Genomic DNA, 23,044 nt, shown 5'->3' with positions numbered 1-23,044 from the left:
AGAAAAATGCTCAAAGCCCCCTGGGGTGCGCCCAAATCAAGAGGACACACCTGTGCTACTTCTACGCCATGCAAGCCATTAAATAAGGGGCGCAGCCTAAAGCCAGGATGTATTTTGCACTGATATTCTGTGTATATTGTATAATAGACGGTTGTCGAACACAAACAAAGTTTAGTAACAAGATTAAATCAGTGCTAGTCCTTTCATCCTTGTTCTTGATCATTGTTAAATAATTCTAATAAACCAAATATACCTACAAAAAATGTATAAGCTGCATATTTGATTGATATCTGATTGCGTTCAGGTGCATAATAAGCAGCAATTAAGGCTTCGAGAAAATGAGCCGAGAGCGCAATATGAGCAATGATTAAAGGTGGAGTTAAGATACTTGGTAGTTGACTGTTAGTGATTGATGTTTGGATATTCCATAATTCTAAGCCTATTGCACTGGTGATGAGTGCGATGGATATAATTTTGAAGATGGGGAATAATTTTTCTTTGATATCTTTTAAGTTCATGTTGTTTAGAGAATGTTTTGTAACTGAATAATTTTAGGACGTTTTTCTTTATCAGGAAAATGACAGTGAACAGCGTCACGAATCATTACTCGCAGTGTTTCTATGTCATCAGCTTGAGTAAAAATTGATTGACCTAATGCTGTGGCTGTATAACCACCATCTGGATTATCTTCAACGAGAAATACAATTTCCATTCCATTATGGGGATATGTTCTTGAAGTTGAAATTATTGTATAGCAGGAATGGCGATCGCCTAATTTACTTTATTTTCAAGAATGTCTATAGTCTAAATTTATACATTCCTTGGTGAATGGAATATTGCTTGGTAACGCCAATAGTGGCGGTTATAGGTTTTGAGGAACTGATAGAAAGTTTTCGCTAAGGGTTTGAAGTGGTAAGCTGGGAGTAAAGCAACTCTTTGGCTGTTTGCAAGAATTGATGGACGGCTCAGAGATGATTTAATGCTTCTATTGGGGAAGCGATCGCTAGTTGCATTGGTGTTAGATAATGAGCTATAGGTTGGTATGCACTTGAATGAGTTACAGAATATATGGCAAAAGCCTACCTTAAGGGATTCTTAACTCCTGCTAGGGCTATTTTTTGCGTTATGTAAATAATTGCTAAAGGAGGTGACGATAGCTTCAACAATTCCTGACTAGAAGCCTATTAGCTGTAAAAGTAAGAGCAAATGGCAACAAAATTCCGAAAAAATCCGTTTCTACCCAAAAATCTAGATCGGATTGCAGTAGGAAGAATCTAAAATAGATATTAAATTAGAAAAAAACGGCCATTAAGCAACGTCAGTTCATTTCACCGTCTGTAAAGCGTCCCCAGGTTGTTACCAGTGCTGAAACAAGATGTCATGCAAGTTTCCCAGGATCAGCCTATTTCTTCTGAGGCTCCACTCCAACTGCTGCTGTTTATTGATGGGCGACCTCAGTCCCGTCAACAAGTGCAGCAAATTCGGGTGTATTTAAAAGAATTAGAGGCTGGGTATAGTTTTGAACTACAAATTATTGATGTTGGCGAACAACCCTATTTAGCCGAACACTTTAAGTTAGTAGCAACTCCTGCTTTAGTTAAAATTCATCCTGAACCCCAACAAACTATTGCTGGTACTAATATTATTCCGCAATTAAAAATTTGGTGGCCACGTTGGCAAAACGCTGTTACCACTTTTTTGAAGTTGCAGGAAGATTCGCCGGAATTTTTGGATGAAAAGAGTCAGGTGATTGCGCCTAAGTCTACTATTCATTCTGTTGCTAACTCGGCGGCGGCAATTCAACTAGGGGATGAAATTTTCCGTCTGAAGCAGGAAAAGGAGAGACTGCAAGAACAGTTACTGTTTAAAGACCGAGTGATTGCCATTTTAGCCCATGATCTTCGCAATCCTCTGACGGCTGCGGCGATCGCTATTGAAACTCTTCAATCTAATTACAATCCAGATACAGGGGAATTTCCACGCCTAAAACCAGGACTGGCCATACATTTATTAAAACAAGCCCGGACACAAACACGGATCATTGATCGGATGATTGCTGATTTGTTACAGGTTGGGCGAGGTGAGGATATAGAATTGCCGATCATACCACAAAAGTTACAATTGGGGGAATTGTGTTTACAAGTATTAGAGGAATTGAGCGATCGCTACACAGCCAAATCCCAAACGGTGGAAACAGATATTCCCCAAGATTTACCCAATGTATATGCTGATCCGGAACGCATTCGCCAAGTCCTAGTTAATCTTTTAGATAACGCCATCAAATATACACCTGTTGGTGGTATTATCACTGTAGCCGGACTACATCGAACTACCCAAAAAGTCCAATTTAGTGTCGGTGACTCAGGTCTAGGGATTCCTGAAGAAAACCGCGATCGCATTTTTGAGAATCTTTTCCGTCTCCAGCGCGATCGAGGCACGGATGGATATGGAATTGGTCTTTGTTTATGTCAACGCATTATCCGCGCCCATTACGGTCAAATTTGGGTAGATTCATCCCCTCACGGTGGTGCATGGTTTCATTTTACAATGCCAGTATATCCATCGTAGGAAGAAGGAGTCAGGAGTCAGGAGTTCAGGAGTATGGCTAACGCCACGCTTCGCTATCAGGAGTTCAGGAGGAAGAAGAAGGAGGAAGAAGAAGAAGAAGAAAGAAGAATAGTTTATGACCAATGACCAATGACCAATGACCAATGACCAACAATTATCAAAAATGCCAAATCAATTAATGTATCAACAGGATGATTTTGTTGTTTTAGAGACAAATCAACCAGAACAATTTCTGACAGTAGCGGAATTATTAGTCAAGTTGGAAAAAACTTTATCACAAATTCCATTCGCGGATTTACCCCTGGATGTGCAAAAATTTGAGTCTGTTACCGAACAAGCACAATATTTGCTGGATACAAGTTGCGATTTAGATGTGGGGCCTGGAGAATATTTGCAGTGGTACGCGGTGCGGTTGGAAAAATAAAATTATTGGCTACGAAATCATCTGTGTTCTGATTCAAAAGTTATGCTCTGAGACTGATATGCAGGTGGCTCAACATGAATTAAAATCCTCACAGGATGAAAACGTTGTTCTAGTTGTCTTTCAACTTCTTCCGTGATGTTGTGGGCGGTTTCTACATCGGGTGCATCTACAATGAGGTGCATTTCTATAAACACTTGACGACCAATGACACCACGAGAAGCGATATCATGACAGTTGAGGACACCGGGAACGGAAACTGCGATCGCATGAATTGTTTCGGGGGCGATCGCCATTTGGTCCACCAACCAAGGTAAATTTTCTTTTAAAACTGACCAACCACTCCAAAATACCAGTAAAGCCACCGGGAAAGCTAGTAATACATCTAACCATTGATAACCCAGCCACACACCAATCAAACCACCAATAACCGAAATCGTCACCCAGATATCACTCATCGTATGGGTAGCATCAGCAATTAAAATCGAACTACCTACCCTTTTTCCCACATTTCGTTCATAAAAGGCGACAAAAATATTTACTCCCAACACAATCAGTAATAACCACAACTCTGGAGGTGATACTCTCACAGGTTCACCACCTTTAAGAATCCTTTCTACTGCGCCCTGGACAATTTCAAAACAGGCTATTCCTAAAAACGCAGCTATCCCCAAAGCCCCCACAGCTTCAAACTTATTATGTCCGTAGGGATGCTCTCGATCTGGTAACGGTGAAGAAAACTTAATCGCCACTAATCCTAAAACATTATTGGCACTATCCGTCACACTATGTAAGGCATCAGCCAGTAAGCTTAAAGAACCTGTCCAATGACCCACAAGGGCTTTTAACCCCATCACAAATACATTCAGCAGTAAAGTGATAATTAAAACTTTTCTTACTTCAGTGCGGTTATCGTAAGTCATATATTTATAATTGTGATTTGTGAAAAAACGAATAGAGAATTTATTTTCTTTAACTCCTACTGTACACCAATAAGTATTTATTTCTAGGAAGAACTATATAGGAAATAAGTCAAAACTTGCTAATTAAGAATTTATCTCTTTATGACTGAATCCGCTTGGTATGAAGAAAATTGTAGGTTGGGTAGAACGAAGTGAAACCCAACATTTCCGCAAATTTGTTGGGTTGCGTTCCTTAACCCAACCTACGAAAAATAATTGAGATTTTATTGAGATTAATTATAATTAAAATCCAAAAATGCAGATTTAGGAATCTTTGCAAAAGTTAGAAATATTCTAGAGAGCATCTTCCGGTAATATGGATAATTACAAATAATTGTTAATAAGTAGCTTATGTCTTCTGTACCTCTCACACTGAATCTAGTAGAAGGTTCTGTTTCCGTCAGTTTTTCACCCCAAGCAGCGCAAGAATTAAAAGCAGCAATAGATGAATTAATGAAAAGCCTCAAAGTTGTTGCTAACAAAACTCCAGGAACAGGTAAAGTCAGTCCCCAACCGTCTTTAGAGTATCGTTACACTGGGGATGTATTCATAGAAATATTCTGCAATCCTAATATCTGGCCTACTCCCTTTGCGGCTAAAGTTTTGTTAACAATTCGCAATATCGGGATTCGTTTAACTACAGAAGCGGAACTTACCCGTGTTATCGAGGATCTTAATCAGTATTTAGAGCAATTTTAAATTAACGTCTAAACTATGATTTTTGTGATTTTGATGATTTTTATGATGAATCCCTCATCTTCATCAAAATAATTCTAAAAATCAAGCAAATCAAAGGAATCCTATAAATCATAGTTCAGACGTTGTGTTATTTCATATTCTATGTATACTATGTAACGTCTAAACTGTGATTTTGATGATTTTTATGATGAATCCCTCATCTTCATCAAAATAATCCTAAAAATCATAGTTTGGACTTTTTTCTCATCTTCATCAAAATAATCCTAAAAATCATAGTTTGGACATTTACACATAAATATGTCAACAAAATTTTTCACAAATAGCGAAGAAAATACCCTAATTAAGAAGTTTGAAGGGGTATTTACATATAATCCTAATATTCAATATTTTGATGCTTTAGTAGGCTATTTTAGAGCATCAGGTTATTTTAGAATTAGACCGTTTTTAGACAAAGTTCCCCAGATTAGAATATTAGTAGGAATCAATGTTGATAAAATGCTGGCAGATGCTCAAAAATCTGGACTGGAATTTTTTAAACACGACGAAAAAACAAGGGAAGATTTTATCAAGGAAATTCAAAAAGATATTGAAAATGCTAATTATGATCAAGAGACTGAAAAAGGGATTTTGCAATTTATTGATGACATAATTCAAGGCAAAATTCAAGTCAAAGCACATCCAGAAAAAAAGATTCACGCGAAAGTTTATATTTTACGTCCTGAACCATTTAATCAACATACACCAGCTACAGCAATAACTGGTTCTTCTAATCTAACAGATCCCGGTTTGGGTGGGGGCAATTTTTATAATTATGAGTTTAATGTCCAATTAACGGAATATGATGATGTCCAATTTGCTACAGCAGAATTTGAGAAACTTTGGGCTGAATCTGTTGATATATTACCAGTTGATATCAAAAACATTCCTAAAAACACTTATTTGAATACAGAAACAACTCCCTTTGAATTATATATAAAATTGCTAAGTGAATATTTTAGTGATAATATTAATTATGATGCTGATTCTATTGGTGATTTACCCGAAAACTTTAAAAAACTTTCTTATCAAGTAGATGCTGTAAATGAAGGTTTTAATATGCTGATAAAACACAATGGCTTTATCTTAGCTGATGTGGTGGGATTAGGTAAAACCGTCATTGCAGCAATGGTAGCGAAAAGGTTTTTAATGGAAAATGGCAGAAACAATACTAAAATCTTAGTTGTTTATCCTCCAGCAGTAGAAAAGAACTGGAAAAACACTTTCAAATATTTTAATCTTGACAAATACACCAAATTTATTACCAATGGTAGTCTTGATAAAATATTAACAGAACATCAAGATTATTGGAACAAAGAAGAATATGATTTAGTCATAGTTGACGAAGCTCATAAATTTCGTAATCATAAAACTGGTGCTTTTCAAAACTTGCAATTAATTTGTAAAAGTCCTAGAGTCAATCAGGGTTTAATTGCAGGTAATCAAAAAAAGGTAATTTTAGTATCTGCAACACCTTTAAATAATCGTCCAGATGATATTTTTTATCAAATCCAAATGTTTCAAGATGCGAGACAGTCAACTTTACCAATTACAAATTTAACTGCTTTTTTTAATCCTTTAATGGAACAGTATAAAAGTTTGAAACGATTTGAAGAATTAGATGTTAATAAACTAAGAAGGATTTATGGAGAAATTAGAAGTAAGGTAATTGAACCTATTACCATTAGAAGAACTAGAACAGACTTAGAAAATATTATTGAATATAAATTAGATTTAGCAGCGCAAGGAATTATATTTCCTCAAGTAGAACCACCTCAAAAAGTGGAATATCTCATGGATGAAAAATTAAATGAGTTATTTCATAAAACTGTGATTTGTTTAACTGGTAAAGAACAACTTACATATAGTCGTTATCAAGCTATTGCAGGTTTAAATCCAGAAATTCAAAGTAAGTATTATGAAAATGCGGAAACAGTTTCTAAATCATTAGCATTTATCATGAAAACCCAATTAGTGAAAAGATTAGAAAGTAGTTTTTATGCTTTTAAAAAATCATTAACTAATTTTCAACAAGCCACAGATAGAATGATTACTATGTTTGCAAATGATAAAATATTTATAGCCCCTGATACCAATATTAACAAGTTATTAGACAAAGGTTGGAGTGAGGAAGAAATTGAGAAAGAAATTGAGAGATTAAGCGAAGAAAATCCTAAAAATCAAACTTTCAAAAGTACAGATTTTAAACCTGATTTTATTGAGAGTTTAGAGAAAGATTCTCAAATTTTACAAGAATTGGTAAAAGATTGGAACGCAATCGAAAATGATCCAAAATTAGATGTATTTATTGCTAAATTGAATAACCTATTTTTTGATAAGAAAACCAATTTAGAAGGTAAGTTAGTTATATTTTCGGAATCTAAAGATACTGTTGATTATTTAGCCCAATCTTTAAAAGATAAATTTACAAAGGATGTTTTAGCAGTTTCTAGTAAAAACAGAAAACAGCTTTATGATACTATTGTTAATAATTTTGATGCTAATTGTGCGGTAGATAAACAAGTCAATGATTATAGTATTATCATTACCACAGAAGTTTTAGCCGAAGGTGTAAATTTACATCGTTCTAATGTGATTATTCACTATGATACACCTTGGAACTCAACTAAATTAATGCAGAGAATTGGACGGATTAATCGGATTGGTACAAAAGCAAATGCGATTTATAATTATGTTTTTTATCCTTCAGCACAAGGAGATTCACAAATTCAGTTAAACAAAACTGCTTTCATGAAAATTCAGGCTTTTCATACTGCATTTGGGGAAGATAATCAAGTATTTTCCACTGATGAAATTTTAGATGAGGTGAAACTTTTTAGCGGAAATTATCAGGAAGAACAAGACGAAAGATTAAAATTTCTCTACTTTTTACGCAACTTTAGAAAAAAACATAAAACTTGGTTTGATAAAATCAAAAAAATTCCGTTAAAATCCAGAGTTGGAAGAAGTTCCACCACAATTAAAAAACCTGATTTGCAAAATGGTACAGTTGCATTTTTAAAGACGGATAAAAAGTTTGAATTTTATTGGATAGATAGTAATAACCAACCCAAAGAAATTACACCTTTAGCAGCATTTAAAATCTTTGAAGCTGAGGAAAATGAAAAAAATTGTGAATTGATTGCTAATCATCATGATCATGTGAATAAAGCTATTGAACATTTTGAAAATCTTGAACATAAGTTGGTACAATCACAAATAGATCCAGAAGCATTAGGTAGTGTAGCCCAAAATGCTAAAAAATTCCTATCTCAAATTATTAATCATCCTAAAATCACGGAAAGACAAAGGGAAAATATTCAGAAAATCATCACGTTAATTGATATAGGAAAATACACTAATTTACCTGCTGATGTTGACAAGTTGCAAAAGAAAAAGTTAAAATTAGATACTGCTATTTTAGAACTTGATAAAATTGCTCAAAAATATAGTGTAGATTCATCCAATGTCCAAAAAGGAGAAAAAAGAAAGGTTGAAAAGCCAGTATTAATTATTTCTGAATCTTTTGAATAATTTTAGGAAAATTTATGAAAAAACAACAAATTGAAAACCTATTTACTCAACGTTACAACCAAGCAAAATGGAAGCAATTTTTAGGACAAGCATTTGCGAATGTTCAGTTATTATCAACTCCTGAAAATTTGACAGGTATTGATGATCATGTTGCTACTAATGCTCAAAAATTAGGCTATATATTACTTGATGAAAATGGTATTGATAGACAAATTGCCGTTTATGAAGTTACACTTGCACAGGGGATTATTTTAGAACGGAATCGCGTAGGATTAAGAAATTTATTGCGTAAATATTGGAAAAGTATTGATGCTGCTTTGATTGTTTATCATCATCCTCAAGATACAAATTGGCGGTTTACTTATGTTTCTGAATTAACAGGTTATGATGCAGATGGGGAATTTATAGAAATTAAAACCGAACCTAAACGCTATACTTATATATTAGGTGAGGGTGAAAGTGTTAAAACTGCTATAGAACGGTTTGAACGCATTATTAATAAGGGTAATAAAGTTAGTTTAGATGATGTCAAAGAAGCGTTTTCTGTTGAGAAACTTTCTAAAACATTTTTTGAGGAATATAAAAAGCATTATGATATTTTCTGTAAATATATGGTTTCCCAACCTGGGATTTATCAAACTATTTTTAATGGTGATGAAAAAGCTATTCGTGATTTTAATAAAAAGTTATTAGGAAGGATTGTATTTTTATATTTTATCCAGAAAAAAGGCTGGTTGGGTGTACCAGAAAATGAAGATTGGGGAACAGGAAATCATAAGTTTTTAACTGAGCAATTTAACAAATTTACCCATAAAGACAATTTTTATCCAGAATTTTTATCTGTGCTGTTTTTTGATACTTTAAACACAAAACGCGCTAATGATTTAATTGAACTTGTTAAAAATCAACCTTGTAGAATACCCTATTTAAATGGGGGTTTATTTGAAGAGGATCATAAAAATCATCGGAATTTAATTTTTCCTGATCATTTATTTGCAAATCTTTTTAACTTTTTTGATCAGTATAATTTTACTATTTATGAAGATGATCCTAATGATCATACTATAGCTGTTGACCCGGAAATGTTGGGTCATATTTTTGAGAATTTACTAGAAGATAATAAAGATAAGGGTGCATATTACACCCCGAAAGAAATTGTCCATTATATGTGTCAGGAAAGTTTAATTGAATATCTGAATACCTATTGTCTAAACTATGATTTTTCTGATTTAGGGATTACCTTGATAGAAGAAACTCAAAAGGAGTTGATTACACAATTCATCAAAAAGAAAGAAATCAATATAAATATTCTTGAAAAATCAAGCAAATCAAAGGAATCCTATAAATCATGGTTCAGACATTTGAATATTGCATTGGATAATGTCAAGATTTGTGATCCTGCTATTGGTTCGGGTGCTTTTCCTATGGGTTTATTACACGAAATATTTACCGCAAAACAAACTTTACATACTTTTGAATTTGGGAATACGACTAATTTTAATGCTTCGGATGTCAAGTTAAATATTATCCAAAATAGTATTTATGGGGTGGATATTGAACGCGGTGCGGTGGATATTGCTAGATTACGTTTTTGGTTGAGTTTAATAGTAGATGAACCTGAACCCCAAGCGTTACCTAATCTTGATTATAAAATTGTAGTGGGTAATAGTCTGGTGAGTAAGTTTGGTGATGATATTATTAATATTGATTGGGAAATAAAAGATGTTACACAAGGAAGTATTTTGGTTGATGTTTACCAACCTCAAGAAATTTTAAGGAAAATTAGTGATAAACAAATGCAGTTTTTTAGTCCAGATAGCGATAAGAAAAAATTAGCTGCTGATATCCGTGATTTGAAAATTGATTTGCTGATAAGTCAATTACAATTGATGATTAAAACTAAAGGTATGGAAAATAAACCCACTGGTACGGGTAAAACTTTAACCAAGAACACGGAAATTTATTTACAAACTGTTGGTTGGAAGCAAAATATTAAGGAACTTAAACAGTTAAAAAATAATCCTGATAAGTCTCTTAATTTTTTTGATTGGAAGTTAGATTTTCCTGAAGTTATGAATCCGCCAGGTGGGGAAAATGTGGGTTTTGATATTGTTATTGGTAATCCTCCTTATGTTGATTCAGAGAATATGATTAACCAGAATCCGAATTTGCGCGATTCTATAAAAAATAAGTATAAGACAGCACAAGGTAATTGGGATTTATTTGTAGTATTTATAGAATTGGGATTATTATTAAATTCTAATAATGGCGTTTTTTCTTTTATTATACCTAACAAAGTATTAAGCGCTAATTATACTTTAGAATTAAGGAGGTTATTAACAACAAAAAATATTTTAGAAATAAGAGATTATTCAAGATTAAATATTTTTAAAGATGCAAATGTATATCCTGTCACTATGTTAATTAAATCAACAAAAATAAAATCCAATGTTAAAATGACGATAATGGGGACAAATGAATGGATAAAATCAATAAACTTAATCAATGAGCAAATATTTTATAGAGATTTGCTTTGGGATAAATATTTTTTTGAAAATGAAGTTGTATCAATTTTGTTGAAATTATCACAAAATCCCATCATTAATGAAAGAAAATCATTCCAAATTTTAGGTGCAGCTACTGTTAATGAAGCGTATTTAATTAAAGAAAAACTAAGAGATATAATACAGAAAGATAAATGTAGTAAAAAATTAATTAATACAGGAACAATTGACAAATGGACTTCACTTTGGGGTAAGAAAAAAACTCAGTATATTAAAGGAAATTATGAATTTCCAACAATTTTAGATTCAGAAATAAGTGAAATAAATACTACTCGTTTATTGCAAGCGAAAAGTCAAAAGCTTATAATAGCGGGAATGTCTTGTGAAATTGAAGCATTTTTAGATATAAATGGAGAATATTTAGCTGGAAAGTCAACAACAATTATTATTGATGATCTTGATAATTTAAAAATTTATTGTGCGTTCTTAAATTCAAAGTCAGTATCTTTTTATGTGAAATTTAATTATCATTCTTTAAAAATGTCAGGTGGCTATTTGAATATTAATAAAGAAATTATAGGAAACATACCTTTACCAACAATAAATCATAATATAAAAGATAATATTATTAATGTAGTAGATAATTTAATATTCTACAAATCTCAAGGTAAAGATACAACAGCATTAGAACAACAAATAGACAACATGGTTTATAAACTTTATGAATTAACCTATGAAGAAGTAAAAATAATAGATCCTGAAAATACATTAACAGAAAAAGAATATGCAGACATAAAAATATAAAGTATTTAGATCCCCAACTTCTTAAAGAAATGTGGGATCTGAATAAATATGCTATAATATCAAATCATCACAAATATCACTGGAGATGAAAATTATATGACTCTCACAATTAACAACTTAGAAAAAATAGAACAAATATTAAAAGATGATGATAACGACTATCAAATAGAACTACAGGAAGGAAATATTTTAATTATGGGTCCATCGGATATAGAATCTAGTGAAATTGGCGCTGAATTGATTAGATTATTAGGTAATTGGATCAAACCTCGTAAATTAGGGCGAATATTTGACTCCAGTGGTGGGTTTATTATGCCAAACACTGATTTACGCGCTCCTGATGTGTCTTTTGTGTCCGCCCAAAGATTAAAACGGACAGTGAGAGATTTTGGTAATTTAGTTCCTGATTTAGTAGTAGAAATTAAATCAAAAACTTATAGAGTTTCTAAACTAGAAGATAAACTAAAATTGTTTTTAGAATTAGGTGCAAAGGTAGGAATTTTAATCAATCCTGATGAATTAACTGTTACTGTTTATCGTCCTCATGGTAAAATTACATTATTAAAAGAAGATGATAAATTAACTGTAGATGAATTATTTCCTGGTTGGGAAATTGCTATTTCTGAATTATGGCCTCCTGTGTTTGAATAGGTGTTTATATCCTCAATTTTTGATATTGAACAACGAGATCCCCGACTTCTTAGAGAAGTCGGGGATCTGAATCTACTCAGCAAGCGACAAAGTTAGTTAAAATAATCAACTAACCTCAAAACAGAAACAAGCCGAAAACTCATGGCAGATCAAATGCAGTGGACAAATGCCCTATCAACCCGTCCTTCCTTAGAAGCGGCTATTAACGATGTCGTAGAACAAGCAATGACATCTTTAACAGCATCAGCGGATTTAGGACTGGTATTCATTTCTTCTGCGTTCATGAGTGAGTATTCCCGACTTTTGCCTTTGTTGGCTGAGAAGCTTTCTGTACCTGTGTTGATTGGTTGTAGCGCTGGGGGTGTCATTGGCAGGAAAGAGACTGGAGAAACGGAAGAAATAGAAGCAGAACCCGCATTGAGTCTAACTTTAGCCCATCTTCCCGGTGTCGAAATCCGACCATTTCATGTTGTGGCGGAAGAATTGCCAGATTCTGATAGTTCCCCTACTGCTTGGATTGATTTAGTAGGTGTATCACCTTCAGTAGTTCCCCAATTTATTCTCTTGTCTAGTCCCTTTGCTTCAGGAACGAATGATTTGTTGCAGGGGTTAGATTTTGCTTATCCGGGTTCGGTGGTGGTAGGAGGACAGGCCAGCAGCGGCTTTATGAATGGTCGCGTGGGCTTGTTTTGTAATGATAAGTTATATCGGGAAGGGACGGTAGGTATAGCTTTAAGTGGCAATATCGTCTTAGATACTATTGTTGCCCAAGGGTGTCGTCCTATTGGTGAACCGTTGCAAGTGACAAAAGCGGAACGGAATATTATTTTAGAGTTGGATGAAAAAGTTCCTTTGATGGTGTTGCGAAATTTAATTAGTAGTTTGAGTGAGGAAGAACGAACATTAGCACAACATTCTTTGTTTGTGGGTTTAGCAATGGATGAATTTCGGCTAAATTTACATTCGGGGGATTTTTTAATTCGTAATATTTTGGGAGTAGATCCTAATGGTGGGGCGATCGCAATTGGCGATCGCATTCGTGCCGGACAAAGGTTACAATTTCATCTGAGAGATGCAGAAGCATCAGCCCAAGATTTAGAAATTTTACTCCAAGAATATCAAAGTGAAAATGCCGGACAACCTTCTCCCGTCGGCGCTTTAATGTTTACCTGTTTGGGACGAGGAACAGGACTTTATGGCCAACCTAATTTCGATTCTCAACTATTTAGCCGTTACGTCCACGACATCCCAATGGGTGGCTTTTTCTGCGGTGGTGAAATTGGTCCCGTCAGCGGCAGAACTTTCCTACATGGTTATACTTCTGTATTTGCTATTTGTCGTTCTCTTGGGGAATAGGAGTCAGGAGTTCGGAGTTCGGAGTTCGGAGTTCGGAGTTCGGAGTCAGGAAGAAGAAAAAAGTGAATATTACCAATTACCTACTTCCCAATCAATAACGTACTGTGATTATCAATTAAAGCCGTATTTCCATCATTAACCGCGCTATATTCTTCGATGTAACGACGAACATTAATGGGAAAGTGGGGATATTCTAACATGGCATCACCATCGGCAATAGTCGCCCAAAAGTCCCGTAAACTGGGAGCTAGTGTTTCTGCTTGTGTTAGTGGTAAACTCAATGGAGGCAAGGTTAATAACTTGACAACAAAGGGATAAGAGCGATCGCCCATCCATTGCCGTGATAATGTTTGTAAGTTGGGAAAATCTGGAACTGATTCCACACGATGAGAAACAACTTGTAAGGATTCATTACCCAATTCATCGCGGTTAAATTCTAATACCCGATAAGGATGAGGATAGCTAACTAAAGAACCAGTCGTAATATCATATATCCCTTCTGCATAAGCCACGTCTTGAACGTGCAAATGTCCTGTAAATACTAACTTAACTCCATAGCGTTGTAATAATTGCCGAAGTTCCGAAGCATTTTCCAGCATATAACGATTTGCCATCGGATGACGTGATTGATTCGGTAAATGTTCAACCACATTGTGGTGGATCATGACTAAAACTAATTCATCCTTAATAGCTGCTAACTGCTGTTCTAACCATTGGAATTGCTGACTATCTAACCGTCCTCTTTGCTGACCTTGATCATCAAATGAGTTAGAATTAAGACCAATTAACCTCACCCCTGGGAATATCTGCCGATTGTAATAATGTTGTCCGGGATTTTCATAACCAAACTTTTGGTAATAGCTGGGAAAATCTGCAAATGCGATTGATTGTTCATTGGACATTAAAACAGGGACATCATGATTACCAGGAATCACATAAGATGGAAAAGGTAACTGAGATAATCTGTTTGCTAACCAACTGTGATTTGCTGCTTCACCATGTTGGGTTAAATCTCCAGGGATCAAGATAAAATCTAAATCTAATTGTGTTAAATGTTCTAATACACTATCAAAAGCCGGAATACTCACTTCCACCAAATGAAAGCGACTGGGATGATCCCAAATTGTTTCAGGAAGCGCAATGTGTAAGTCGCTGACTATAGCAAAACGAAAATTGAGTTTCATTGATTTTAAGAAAATGTTAAAAATAAAGCTGCAAAAATTCTTATTCTTAAAGTATAACTCTCACTGTGTACACCTGTGTAGGAATATTTAGACTTAATAATATTTATATACATTTGTTTAGAATTGTTGTTTTTCAAGGAGCGTAAATTTTGTCACCTGTTCGAGTTCGTCAGCACGTAAACCCCCTTGCAAGTAAGTTCCAAACCCCAACCGCTTCTCCAGAATGGGAAAAGATTTATATCCAACAAAACCTACCTCTACATTTAGATATTGGTTGTGCGCGAGGTAGATTTGTCCTGAAAATGGCACAAGTAGAACCAAATTGGAATTTTTTAGGTTTAGAAATTCGAGAACCGCTAGTAGTCGAAGCTAATAGAATCCGCGATGAAATGGGTTTAACCAATTTGCATTATTTATTTGCAAATGTGAATAATTCCCTGATTTCGTTATTATCAACTTTACCGTTAGGAAGCTTACAAAAAGTTACAATTCAATTTCCTGATCCTTGGTTTAAAAATCGCCATGCGAAACGTCGGGTAGTTCAACCGGAATTAGTCACAGAATTAGCGAAATATTTAGCAGTGGGTGGTGTTGTTTTTTTGCAATCTGATATAGAATTTGTAGCAGTAGAAATGTGCGATCGCTTTCATGAACATCCTGCATTTGAAAAGCTAGGAACAACGACATGGTTAGCCCAAAATCCTCTCCCTGTACCCACAGAAAGGGAAATAGCCACTCAGAACAAAGGTGAACCAGTATATCGGGCTTTATTTACCAAGAAGACTGAAATTTTAGATCCTGGGGGTAAATGAGCTTAAACCGTGTTGAAAAGATTAATAACTTTTGTTTTAATGGGTGATATAGTTGATTAACTGGTTAAACACTAAACCGACTTAATCCCACTCAAAAGCCACTAAGTAGATAAAATTAACTTATCTATGGAGCTTTATGGCTTCTCAAATCTCAGGAGGCGAAAATGGTTCGTTTACACCTAGAAAAATTAAAAAGCAATACTCCCTTCACCGTACCCAATGCTTTGAAAAATTTCTTTGGGTTTATTGTTGAAAAAATACGCCCAGAATTAGCAGAAGTTAGAAAATTAATTGAAAAACTAGAAGCTTTACCCAATGTTCAAGCGGCTAGGGGAATACGCAACAAAAATGGTGATTCACGTAAGATAATATTTGAAATACTAGCTACCGTGAATCCGAGTGAAAGAATAGACCTTCTAACACAAGCTACTGATTTTGCAGTTGAAACAGAATGGAAAATGGATGCTCTTACTAAGAGTAGAAATTGGCATCTTGAGGTTCAAGTAGTGAGAAAGTTTAGGGAGGATAAAAAATCAAATAATTATTTTCAACAATGACAGAACCAAGTATTTATCTCCTGCAAGCTCAAGCTAACGAAGAAAGCGCAAAGATAGCCCAAAAGGATTTTCCAGAATGGGCTATTATTATGTATTTTTATGCAGCTTTGCATCTAATAAATGATTATGCTCTTGAAGTAAATCAGATAGATATACTAAAAGTAGATGAAGATTCAAAAATATCACAGCATTCTCTTAGAAGAGAATATGTGAAAACTATTAGTGATTATATTAATTGTAAGGATTTACAAGCAAATTATAATTTTCTTTTTAATGAAAGTTTACTAGCTAGATATTTAGTAAATAAAAACGATATTTTAGAATGTAGTGCTAGAGAGTATTATAGCCAATACACTGATAAAGATTTTTTAAAAATTCGTGATAAATTAGAACAAATTAAAATACGATTAGAACAAGCGCGAAAAAAATACAAAGCGGGTAAAAGCAGTAAAAAATAATTTAGTTATTTGGCGTTAGCCATACGGTACAGGATGTAAATTCAAAGCCAGATAGCAAGGATAGCAAGACAGTTTTACTCCTAACTCCTGCTATATTTTTCAACTAACGAATTAAACCAGCCCGTTGAAAAATAGTATGAGGAGTAATTTCTAAATCTGGTAATATTTCATGACTAATAATTTGATTTCCTCGAAAAGTCACAGGTAGAGAAGATGCTGTAAAGACAGTAATAGTTTGAGAGATTGTATCTACTATCCAAACTAATAAAATCCCCGCTTTTAGATAATAAGTGGCTTTATCAATCATGTCTCCGAAAGTCTGACCAGGAGAAATAATTTCAATAACTAATTCTGGGATAACAGGACAAGCCTCATCTTCAAGCCAGTCAGCAGGAAGACGGTGATAGGACACATAAGTTAAATCAGGAACGGGTATCCAACTTTCTTGATTCTTGGTTAATTTGATAGCCCATTCCACAACAACACGACCTTGATCTTGCGCCCATGTAGATAATAGTATAAATAATGCTCCTGTGGTTGAGCCATGAAAGAATTTAGGAGACATTTGCTCATTTTTATATTTGGGTACAGCTTCACCGTCAACAAACTCATAAGTAGTATCACTTTCGGGAAGTGCGAGAAATTCTTCCACAGTAAGCCGATTTTTTAGTTGAGTCATAGGGGGGAAAATTGGGCGGGGAAACCTGGGCGGGGAAACCCCGCCTCTACTATTCTTGAGACATAAATTAAGCACCACGTCTTAAGGATGCTTCTACTTTCTTGAATTCAGCATCTAGACGTTGTTTCAGCTTTTCAGGAACGGGACGATTAGGATAAGAACTGTAGTGTCCTGCAAGGGAATTTAAGGCTGTTCGCATGGTGGTAAAAGAGTTAAGAGCCAAAACAGAAGTATTCCGTTGATAGCGAGCCGAAAAATCGTTGATTTTTTGACGGGCTTCTGCTTGAAGTGCGGCTTTATTTGGAGAATCTTGAGGTAATTCTAAGGTTTGTCTCAACGTATTGACTACAGTTAAGGTATCTTGACGATAATCTCCAGTTAAACTATCGGGACTACCACCACAGCCAACTAAACCGATAACTAAAACTAAAACTAGAGAAAGCAGACGCGACCAATAGCTTTTCATAAGCATTAAGTAAAAAAAACAAGTAAATCAAAATCCATCCTATCTTGAATCGGTATATGGGGAATAGGAGATCAATCAATTCAAAATTCAAACTTAAAACTTAAAAATTTAGGAAAACTCTTACCCAGTCCCCAGTCCCCAGTCCCTAGTCCCTAGTCCCCAGTCCCCAGTCCCTAGTCCCCAGTCCCCATGACCCGATATAAAGTATCCCGTTGTTGATAGGGTCTTTTCAAAGAAGTTATTGCATTTTGTAAAGTCTCTACTTCCATGCAAGTACCACCGACAGCCCCGGCCATGGTGGTAATGTGTTCTTCCATTAATGTGCCACCGATGTCGTTACAGCCCCAATTTAGGGCTTCTGTCGCACCGTCTAGTCCTAGCTTGACCCAGCTTGGTTGGTGATTGGGGATGTAATTTCCCAGATAAATTCTAGCTACAGCGGTTAGTAATAGGGAATCAGCGAGAACTGGTTGGTCTCTTCCTACCTTTTTGCGGAGGGATTTGGGGGCTTCTTGACCAACGAAGGGTAAGACAATAAATTCGGTAATTCTCGCAGGATAACCTTTTTCGATGGCTGTTTGTTGGAGCGATCGCAATTTTTCTAAATGGCTAATTTGCTGTTCTGGGGTTTCAATATGCCCAGATAACATGGTACTCGTAGTGGGTACTCCTAATTGATGGGCTGTACTGACAATTTCTAGCCAAGTTGCTGTATTAATCTTTTCTGGACACAATACCCGTCTGACTTCATCATCTAGCACTTCGGCGGCTGTTCCGGGCATAGAACCGACACCAGCATCTCGCAAAGCCTTAATCACATCAGCATAAGAAATTCCATCTAATCTGGCAATAAATTGGACTTCTTGGGGCGAAAAAGCGTGTAAATGGAGGTGAGGAAATTCGTCCTTAATGGTTTTTACCAGTTTGAGATAATAGGGTAAAGACTTACCGTTAATTTGCGCTTGTGGGTGTAATCCCCCTTGCATACATATTTCCGTTGCTCCTCGACGGACTGCATCTGTAGCTTTTTCCAAAATCTGCGCTGAATTTAACCAGTAAGCATCTGGATCACCATCATCCCGGCGGAATGCACAAAAACTGCAATGTTGCTCACAAATGTTGGTAAAATTAATATTACGATTAATTATGTAAGTAACAGTATTGCCAACTTGTTTCTGACGGAGTTGATTTGCTGTAAACTGAATTTGAGCAAGTGCTTCTGGGTCAGTCTGTTTTAGTAAAAATACTCCATCATCAGGGGATATATTATCCTCTGCCAAAGCCGATTGCAGAATAGATTCAAAAGTTATAGTAGTCACAGGTGATTAAATATAAACAACTTATTTAAGTTTCATAATAAATGGAAATTTGTAACTTTTAAATATTATTTTTCTTGATCAAAACTCAGCAATTGTTTGTATTATACCAAAAATATTGTAATCTATGGAGAGTTAACCTTTATAGGCGATTTAGCAATTTAAAATTTACTATTGATTTTATGACCATCAACTCATCTAATTCTTTATTAGCAGTTCCTATTGGTACATTGAGGATTGCTGAATTTACCCCCAAAGAAATAGCCCAAAACAATCCCATTCTCCTATCTTTAGTAATTCCCACTTATCAAGAATGTAACAATATTGAAAATGTGGTTAATATATTAAGTGGATTATTGGATAAAACTATTCCTGGTAATTATGAACTAATTATAGTAGATGATGATAGCCCTGACCGAACTTGGGAAGTAGCACAATCTCTAACTTCAGAATATCCCCAATTACGGGTCATGCGTCGTCAAGAAGAACGGGGACTATCTTCAGCAGTAATTCGTGGCTGGCAAGCGGCTACAGGGCGTGTATTAGGAGTGATTGATGGCGATTTGCAGCATCCTCCAGAAGTATTAACACAACTGTTACAGAAAATAGAAGCGGGGGCTGATTTAGCTTTAGCTAGTCGTCATATAGACGGTGGTGGTGTGAGTAGCTGGAGTGCAGTTAGACGCTTTTTATCACGGGGGGCGCAGGTACTAGGATTAGTGATTTTACCAGGAGTTTTAGGTAGAGTTAGTGATCCAATGAGTGGTTATTTTATGGTACGACGAAGTGCGATCGCAAATACCACACTTAATCCCATCGGGTATAAAATTCTTTTAGAAGTCATTGGTCGGGGACAGGTAGGAGAAATTGCTGAAGCTGGTTATGTATTCCGCGAACGCACAGAAGGAGAAAGCAAAGTGACCTGGAAACAATATGTAGACTATATTCAACATTTAATCAGGTTACGGTTATCTACTGGGAGAATAGGAAAAATAAGTCAAAAAGTTAACTTTCCTATGGGACGATTTCTCAGATTTGGTGCGGTAGGATTCAGTGGCGTATTTGTGGATTTAACCATATTTCATATCATGCGGACCGTCATTAATTTGGGTTTAACTCGGAGTACAATCTTATCTGCCGAAGTAGCAATTCTCAATAACTTCCTTTGGAATGATTTGTGGACATTTGGGGATATTTCCCGAAAACAGACAGGAAAACGCCAGCGTTTCAAAAGATTCCTGAAATTTAATATGGTCTGTTTAGCAGGTATAATCATCCAAACATTAGTAGTGAATTTGCTTTTCAATAGCTTGGGTATGAATCAGTATTTAGCTAAATTAATAGCGATCGCAGTTGCCACAATTTGGAACTTTTGGGTTAATCTAAAATTAAGCTGGCGAGTCACAGAAGTGAAATAAATCCATTAATTCATCTGCGTTTATCCGCGTTCATCTGCGTTTAATTATTAACACCATAGCTTAATAACAGAAGAAAAATCGGCTTTTTGAAGATTTCTAGGGCAATTTCCCAGATTTGGCGATACCGATACCAGTATCCGCTACCTACATGACAACAAAATCATCCTATTTAACGATTTTTATCCTGACCAGACCGCCATTAGACGGATATTGCAAAGTATTTCCCAGTAAATTGTCCAGTTGTACTTTCCGAGTTCTTTACATTTGCTGTTTTATCATAGGAAATATTAGCGGTACAAATAAAAATATCCATTAGGAGTTGATAATGAAGAATTTCAAACCAATGTTAATTATTGCAAGTATCAGCTTACTGACTTTAGTAGGTTGTAACAATCCCGAACAAGCTGCCACAGAAACTACTCCAGTAGCAACTTCCAATTCCACAGAAAAAGTCCCAGGACAAAAATCCACAACAAGTAATGCAGGTTTACTCGCTGTAGTCTCCAAAACAAAAACCGCAGTTACATCTGGCAATTTTGTTCAAGCTAAAAAAGAATTTGATAAATTTGAAGATGTTTGGAAAGACGTAGAAGACGGAATCAAAGCTAAATCTCGTGATAATTATGATGCTGTCGAAAAAAGCATGGATGAAATTTCAGACGAACTCAAAGCTACTAAACCCCAAAAAGACAAATTATTAGCATCCTTAAAGTCATTAGAAAAAACTATCAATGCTATTCCCAAGTCTTAATTAGGGCTTGCTGAAACAGTCTTTTCATGAAGGCTAGGAATCAGAATTAAACGCAGATGGACGCAGATGAACACAGATAATTTTGTACATAATTAGACTAGGAAATGCTATGTAGCAACTTTATTTAAGCTTGCACAGAATAATAATCACCCTCATTTATCTGCGTTTATCGGCGTTCATCTGCGTTTAATTATTCTCGAAATCCTATTTTAGTCAGCTTCATATTAACTTAGTATGAGTAGTTTGCATATAACGGTAAATCGCTGCTATATTTCGAGCATCATCAATACCTCGATGATGTGTACCTTGTAATTCCATTCCTAAATGTTGCAGTGCTTGTGCCATACCAAACTTATGAGACACACCTAAATATTCTGAAAATTCTGTTTTAATATTTCTGTGTTCTGCACCGAAAGGATAAGGAACATGATGAAATTTGCAATCTTGTAAAAATTGTGATTTATCATAATTCCCCCAAGAACAAAATATATTATTAGGAAATAAATTCATCCACTCAGTTAATTTTGACATCGCTTCCGGAAAATTCGCTGCCGTGTCAACTTGTGATTGAGAAATACTGGTTAATTCTGTACAAAAAGCTGTAAGTTGGGGATTTCGTACAGGTTTAATAAATTGCTGAAACTCAGAATCAATTTCCCAACTTTGGCGATTTAGCATTACCGCACCAATTTCAATAATTTCCATTTGATGACGGGGAATACTCTTTTGATTACAACAAGTAGCTTCAAGATCAATGATCAAAAAGTAGTTATTCATTAGCAATTGGTAATAGGTAATTGGTAATTGGTAATTGGTAATTGGTAATTGGTAATAAAATACTTGTTTTTATCCTGTACATCCTTTCATCTTGGATATTATCTCGACTATCGCTCGATAACCACCTGATTCAGACAATTCATGAAAAAGGTTTCAACCATTTTCTTAAAATAGCAGTATCGAGAGCAAAAGCAGCTAGAGCAAACCACAATATACTTTCTCCTGCTAAGATTAAAAAAGGCAAAACCGCATTATTTATATGCCAGCCAACTTCTATTTGAGTTAATCCTCGCACCAAACCAAAAGCCCAAACTCCCCCAGTTTTCAGGTGAGGATTAGCATCTGCACGGATAATATAGCGATAGGTGACACCAAATAGAAACCCAGAAAACCCGGCTATGACACCATTTAATAACATCTGTAAATTTACTATATCAATTTTATCATAACTAACCAAGGGGAAATACTTATCCAGCCATAAAACATTAATAAAGCTAGTGCTAAGAAAAGCCAAACCTAAAGACACACTACCAATTACTCCCGCTTTGAGGGATTCTAACCGTTCTGCCATTAATTCCATAATTTTGCCCAACCTCCTATCAATATAGTTAATGAATCAACCGCATTTTCCCAGTATGATAAATATTAGAGACCTTTTGTAATTATTTGAAAAGTAGAACTATGATTTTGACACTGGGTTGGGTATCGCTGTTAGTTGTGTTTACTTGGTCTATTTCTATGGTAGTTTGGGGACGCAACGGACTATAGAGGCATCGTGGAAAGTCCATTTTTGGGTATTTTAGCCTTATTTGGCGTAGTGCTGCTAGTAGGAGTTACTGGTGGTGTTGTTTATCTAACATTATCAGATTGGCGCGATCGCCGTCGTCTCGAAGACGAAACCCGCGAAGCCAGACGCAGCACTAGCAAGCGAAAATGATGCTATTACAGCTTATGTATAGCTGTGTTCTGCGTTAAAAACTGTTTATGTAGGGATAATAACTATTCCTATCCCTACATAACCTATATTTATTGTTACATTAATATAAGACCAACCATATTGAAAATCCGAGTGGGAACGGAAAATACTTTTA

At 35.3% G+C, this 23,044-nt stretch carries 23 protein-coding genes; 14 read left to right on the top strand and 9 right to left on the bottom strand.

Features of this window, described 5'->3' with window-relative positions; translation table 11 throughout:
- Positions 1 to 203: 203 nt before the first annotated feature.
- Both FJR05_RS02395 and FJR05_RS02390 read right to left on the bottom strand, forming a co-directional pair.
- Entirely contained in the window at positions 204 to 518 is a 315-nt protein-coding gene (locus tag FJR05_RS02395; RefSeq protein ID WP_168642636.1) for a hypothetical protein, read from the bottom strand.
- Between the two features lie 5 nt (positions 519 to 523).
- The gene (locus FJR05_RS02390; protein ID WP_168642635.1) at positions 524 to 712 is read right to left on the bottom strand and encodes a 2-oxoisovalerate dehydrogenase E1 subunit beta; all 189 of its coding nucleotides are present in this window, start codon (positions 710 to 712) and stop codon (positions 524 to 526) included.
- A 650-nt stretch (positions 713 to 1,362) separates the two neighbouring features.
- On the opposite strand from FJR05_RS02390, the gene FJR05_RS02385 reads away from it, so the two are divergent.
- Entirely contained in the window at positions 1,363 to 2,568 is a 1,206-nt protein-coding gene (locus FJR05_RS02385; protein WP_371416772.1) for a histidine kinase, read from the top strand.
- A gap of 163 nt (positions 2,569 to 2,731) precedes the next feature.
- Positions 2,732 to 2,992, top strand: coding sequence for a chlororespiratory reduction protein 7 (locus FJR05_RS02380; protein WP_168642645.1), 261 nt, complete (start codon positions 2,732 to 2,734; stop codon positions 2,990 to 2,992).
- A gap of 17 nt (positions 2,993 to 3,009) precedes the next feature.
- Here the strand turns inward: FJR05_RS02380 and FJR05_RS02375 are convergent, their stop codons facing one another.
- Positions 3,010 to 3,912: a cation diffusion facilitator family transporter gene (locus tag FJR05_RS02375; RefSeq protein WP_168642634.1), complete on the bottom strand. Its 903-nt coding sequence runs from the start codon at positions 3,910 to 3,912 to the stop codon at positions 3,010 to 3,012.
- A 390-nt stretch (positions 3,913 to 4,302) separates the two neighbouring features.
- Here FJR05_RS02375 and FJR05_RS02370 point away from each other — a divergent pair, with 390 nt between their 5' ends.
- From FJR05_RS02370 to FJR05_RS02350, 5 genes are all read left to right on the top strand, one after another.
- Positions 4,303 to 4,650 (top strand): hypothetical protein, encoded by a 348-nt coding sequence (locus tag FJR05_RS02370; RefSeq protein WP_168642633.1) that lies wholly within the window; start codon positions 4,303 to 4,305, stop codon positions 4,648 to 4,650.
- Between the two features lie 297 nt (positions 4,651 to 4,947).
- Entirely contained in the window at positions 4,948 to 8,220 is a 3,273-nt protein-coding gene (locus FJR05_RS02365) for a helicase-related protein (protein WP_168642632.1), read from the top strand.
- A 14-nt stretch (positions 8,221 to 8,234) separates the two neighbouring features.
- Complete coding sequence (locus FJR05_RS02360; protein WP_168642631.1) at positions 8,235 to 11,528, top strand: Eco57I restriction-modification methylase domain-containing protein; 3,294 nt, start codon at positions 8,235 to 8,237, stop codon at positions 11,526 to 11,528.
- Between the two features lie 96 nt (positions 11,529 to 11,624).
- A complete protein-coding gene (locus FJR05_RS02355; protein WP_168642630.1) occupies positions 11,625 to 12,179 on the top strand; it encodes a Uma2 family endonuclease in 555 nt (184 codons plus the stop codon).
- A gap of 141 nt (positions 12,180 to 12,320) precedes the next feature.
- Positions 12,321 to 13,535, top strand: a complete 1,215-nt coding sequence (locus FJR05_RS02350) for an FIST N-terminal domain-containing protein (RefSeq protein WP_168642629.1) — start codon at positions 12,321 to 12,323, stop codon at positions 13,533 to 13,535.
- Positions 13,536 to 13,615: 80 nt separating this feature from the next.
- On the opposite strand, the gene FJR05_RS02345 is transcribed toward FJR05_RS02350, so the two are convergent.
- On the bottom strand, positions 13,616 to 14,719 hold the full coding sequence (locus FJR05_RS02345; protein ID WP_168642628.1) for a metallophosphoesterase: 1,104 nt from the start codon (positions 14,717 to 14,719) through the stop codon (positions 13,616 to 13,618).
- 149 nt (positions 14,720 to 14,868) lie between these two features.
- Here FJR05_RS02345 and trmB point away from each other — a divergent pair, with 149 nt between their 5' ends.
- The 3 genes from trmB to FJR05_RS02330 all read left to right on the top strand — a co-directional run bounded on the left by trmB (position 14,869) and on the right by FJR05_RS02330 (position 16,546).
- A complete protein-coding gene (gene trmB / locus FJR05_RS02340) occupies positions 14,869 to 15,531 on the top strand; it encodes a tRNA (guanosine(46)-N7)-methyltransferase TrmB (protein WP_168642627.1) in 663 nt (220 codons plus the stop codon).
- A gap of 164 nt (positions 15,532 to 15,695) precedes the next feature.
- Positions 15,696 to 16,088 carry a hypothetical protein gene (locus FJR05_RS02335; RefSeq protein ID WP_168642626.1) on the top strand — a complete coding sequence of 131 codons (393 nt, stop codon included), beginning with the start codon at positions 15,696 to 15,698 and terminating at the stop codon, positions 16,086 to 16,088.
- A complete protein-coding gene (locus FJR05_RS02330) occupies positions 16,085 to 16,546 on the top strand; it encodes a hypothetical protein (RefSeq protein WP_168642625.1) in 462 nt (153 codons plus the stop codon). Before FJR05_RS02335 ends, FJR05_RS02330 begins: the two co-directional genes overlap by 4 nt.
- Before the next feature lie 103 nt (positions 16,547 to 16,649).
- Here the strand turns inward: FJR05_RS02330 and FJR05_RS02325 are convergent, their stop codons facing one another.
- The 3 genes from FJR05_RS02325 to cofH form a co-directional block, all read right to left on the bottom strand.
- Complete coding sequence (locus FJR05_RS02325) at positions 16,650 to 17,225, bottom strand: Uma2 family endonuclease (RefSeq protein ID WP_168642624.1); 576 nt, start codon at positions 17,223 to 17,225, stop codon at positions 16,650 to 16,652.
- 67 nt (positions 17,226 to 17,292) lie between these two features.
- Positions 17,293 to 17,691, bottom strand: a complete 399-nt coding sequence (psb27, locus tag FJR05_RS02320) for a photosystem II protein Psb27 (RefSeq protein ID WP_168642623.1) — start codon at positions 17,689 to 17,691, stop codon at positions 17,293 to 17,295.
- Between the two features lie 173 nt (positions 17,692 to 17,864).
- A complete protein-coding gene (gene cofH / locus FJR05_RS02315; protein WP_168642622.1) occupies positions 17,865 to 19,010 on the bottom strand; it encodes a 7,8-didemethyl-8-hydroxy-5-deazariboflavin synthase subunit CofH in 1,146 nt (381 codons plus the stop codon).
- Between the two features lie 179 nt (positions 19,011 to 19,189).
- Here cofH and FJR05_RS02310 point away from each other — a divergent pair, with 179 nt between their 5' ends.
- Together FJR05_RS02310 and FJR05_RS02305 are read left to right on the top strand one after the other, a co-directional pair.
- On the top strand, positions 19,190 to 20,425 hold the full coding sequence (locus tag FJR05_RS02310; RefSeq protein ID WP_168642621.1) for a glycosyltransferase family 2 protein: 1,236 nt from the start codon (positions 19,190 to 19,192) through the stop codon (positions 20,423 to 20,425).
- A gap of 325 nt (positions 20,426 to 20,750) precedes the next feature.
- Positions 20,751 to 21,176, top strand: coding sequence for a DUF4363 domain-containing protein (locus FJR05_RS02305; protein WP_168642620.1), 426 nt, complete (start codon positions 20,751 to 20,753; stop codon positions 21,174 to 21,176).
- Between the two features lie 219 nt (positions 21,177 to 21,395).
- Here the strand turns inward: FJR05_RS02305 and FJR05_RS02300 are convergent, their stop codons facing one another.
- Entirely contained in the window at positions 21,396 to 21,953 is a 558-nt protein-coding gene (locus FJR05_RS02300) for a 3'-5' exonuclease (protein ID WP_168642619.1), read from the bottom strand.
- Between the two features lie 139 nt (positions 21,954 to 22,092).
- The gene (locus tag FJR05_RS02295) at positions 22,093 to 22,533 is read right to left on the bottom strand and encodes a hypothetical protein (protein WP_168642618.1); all 441 of its coding nucleotides are present in this window, start codon (positions 22,531 to 22,533) and stop codon (positions 22,093 to 22,095) included.
- A 101-nt stretch (positions 22,534 to 22,634) separates the two neighbouring features.
- Here FJR05_RS02295 and petN point away from each other — a divergent pair, with 101 nt between their 5' ends.
- Positions 22,635 to 22,721: a cytochrome b6-f complex subunit PetN gene (gene petN, locus FJR05_RS02290; RefSeq protein WP_013189847.1), complete on the top strand. Its 87-nt coding sequence runs from the start codon at positions 22,635 to 22,637 to the stop codon at positions 22,719 to 22,721.
- 7 nt (positions 22,722 to 22,728) lie between these two features.
- Entirely contained in the window at positions 22,729 to 22,890 is a 162-nt protein-coding gene (locus FJR05_RS02285) for a hypothetical protein (RefSeq protein ID WP_168642617.1), read from the top strand.
- Positions 22,891 to 23,044: the final 154 nt, after the last annotated feature.

The sequence above is a fragment of the Dolichospermum sp. UHCC 0259 genome (assembly GCF_009711935.1).
GTDB lineage: Bacteria > Cyanobacteriota > Cyanobacteriia > Cyanobacteriales > Nostocaceae > Dolichospermum.
The sequence above is the reverse complement of the archived record's forward strand: the minus strand, read 5'-3'. Positions and strand labels throughout refer to the sequence as shown.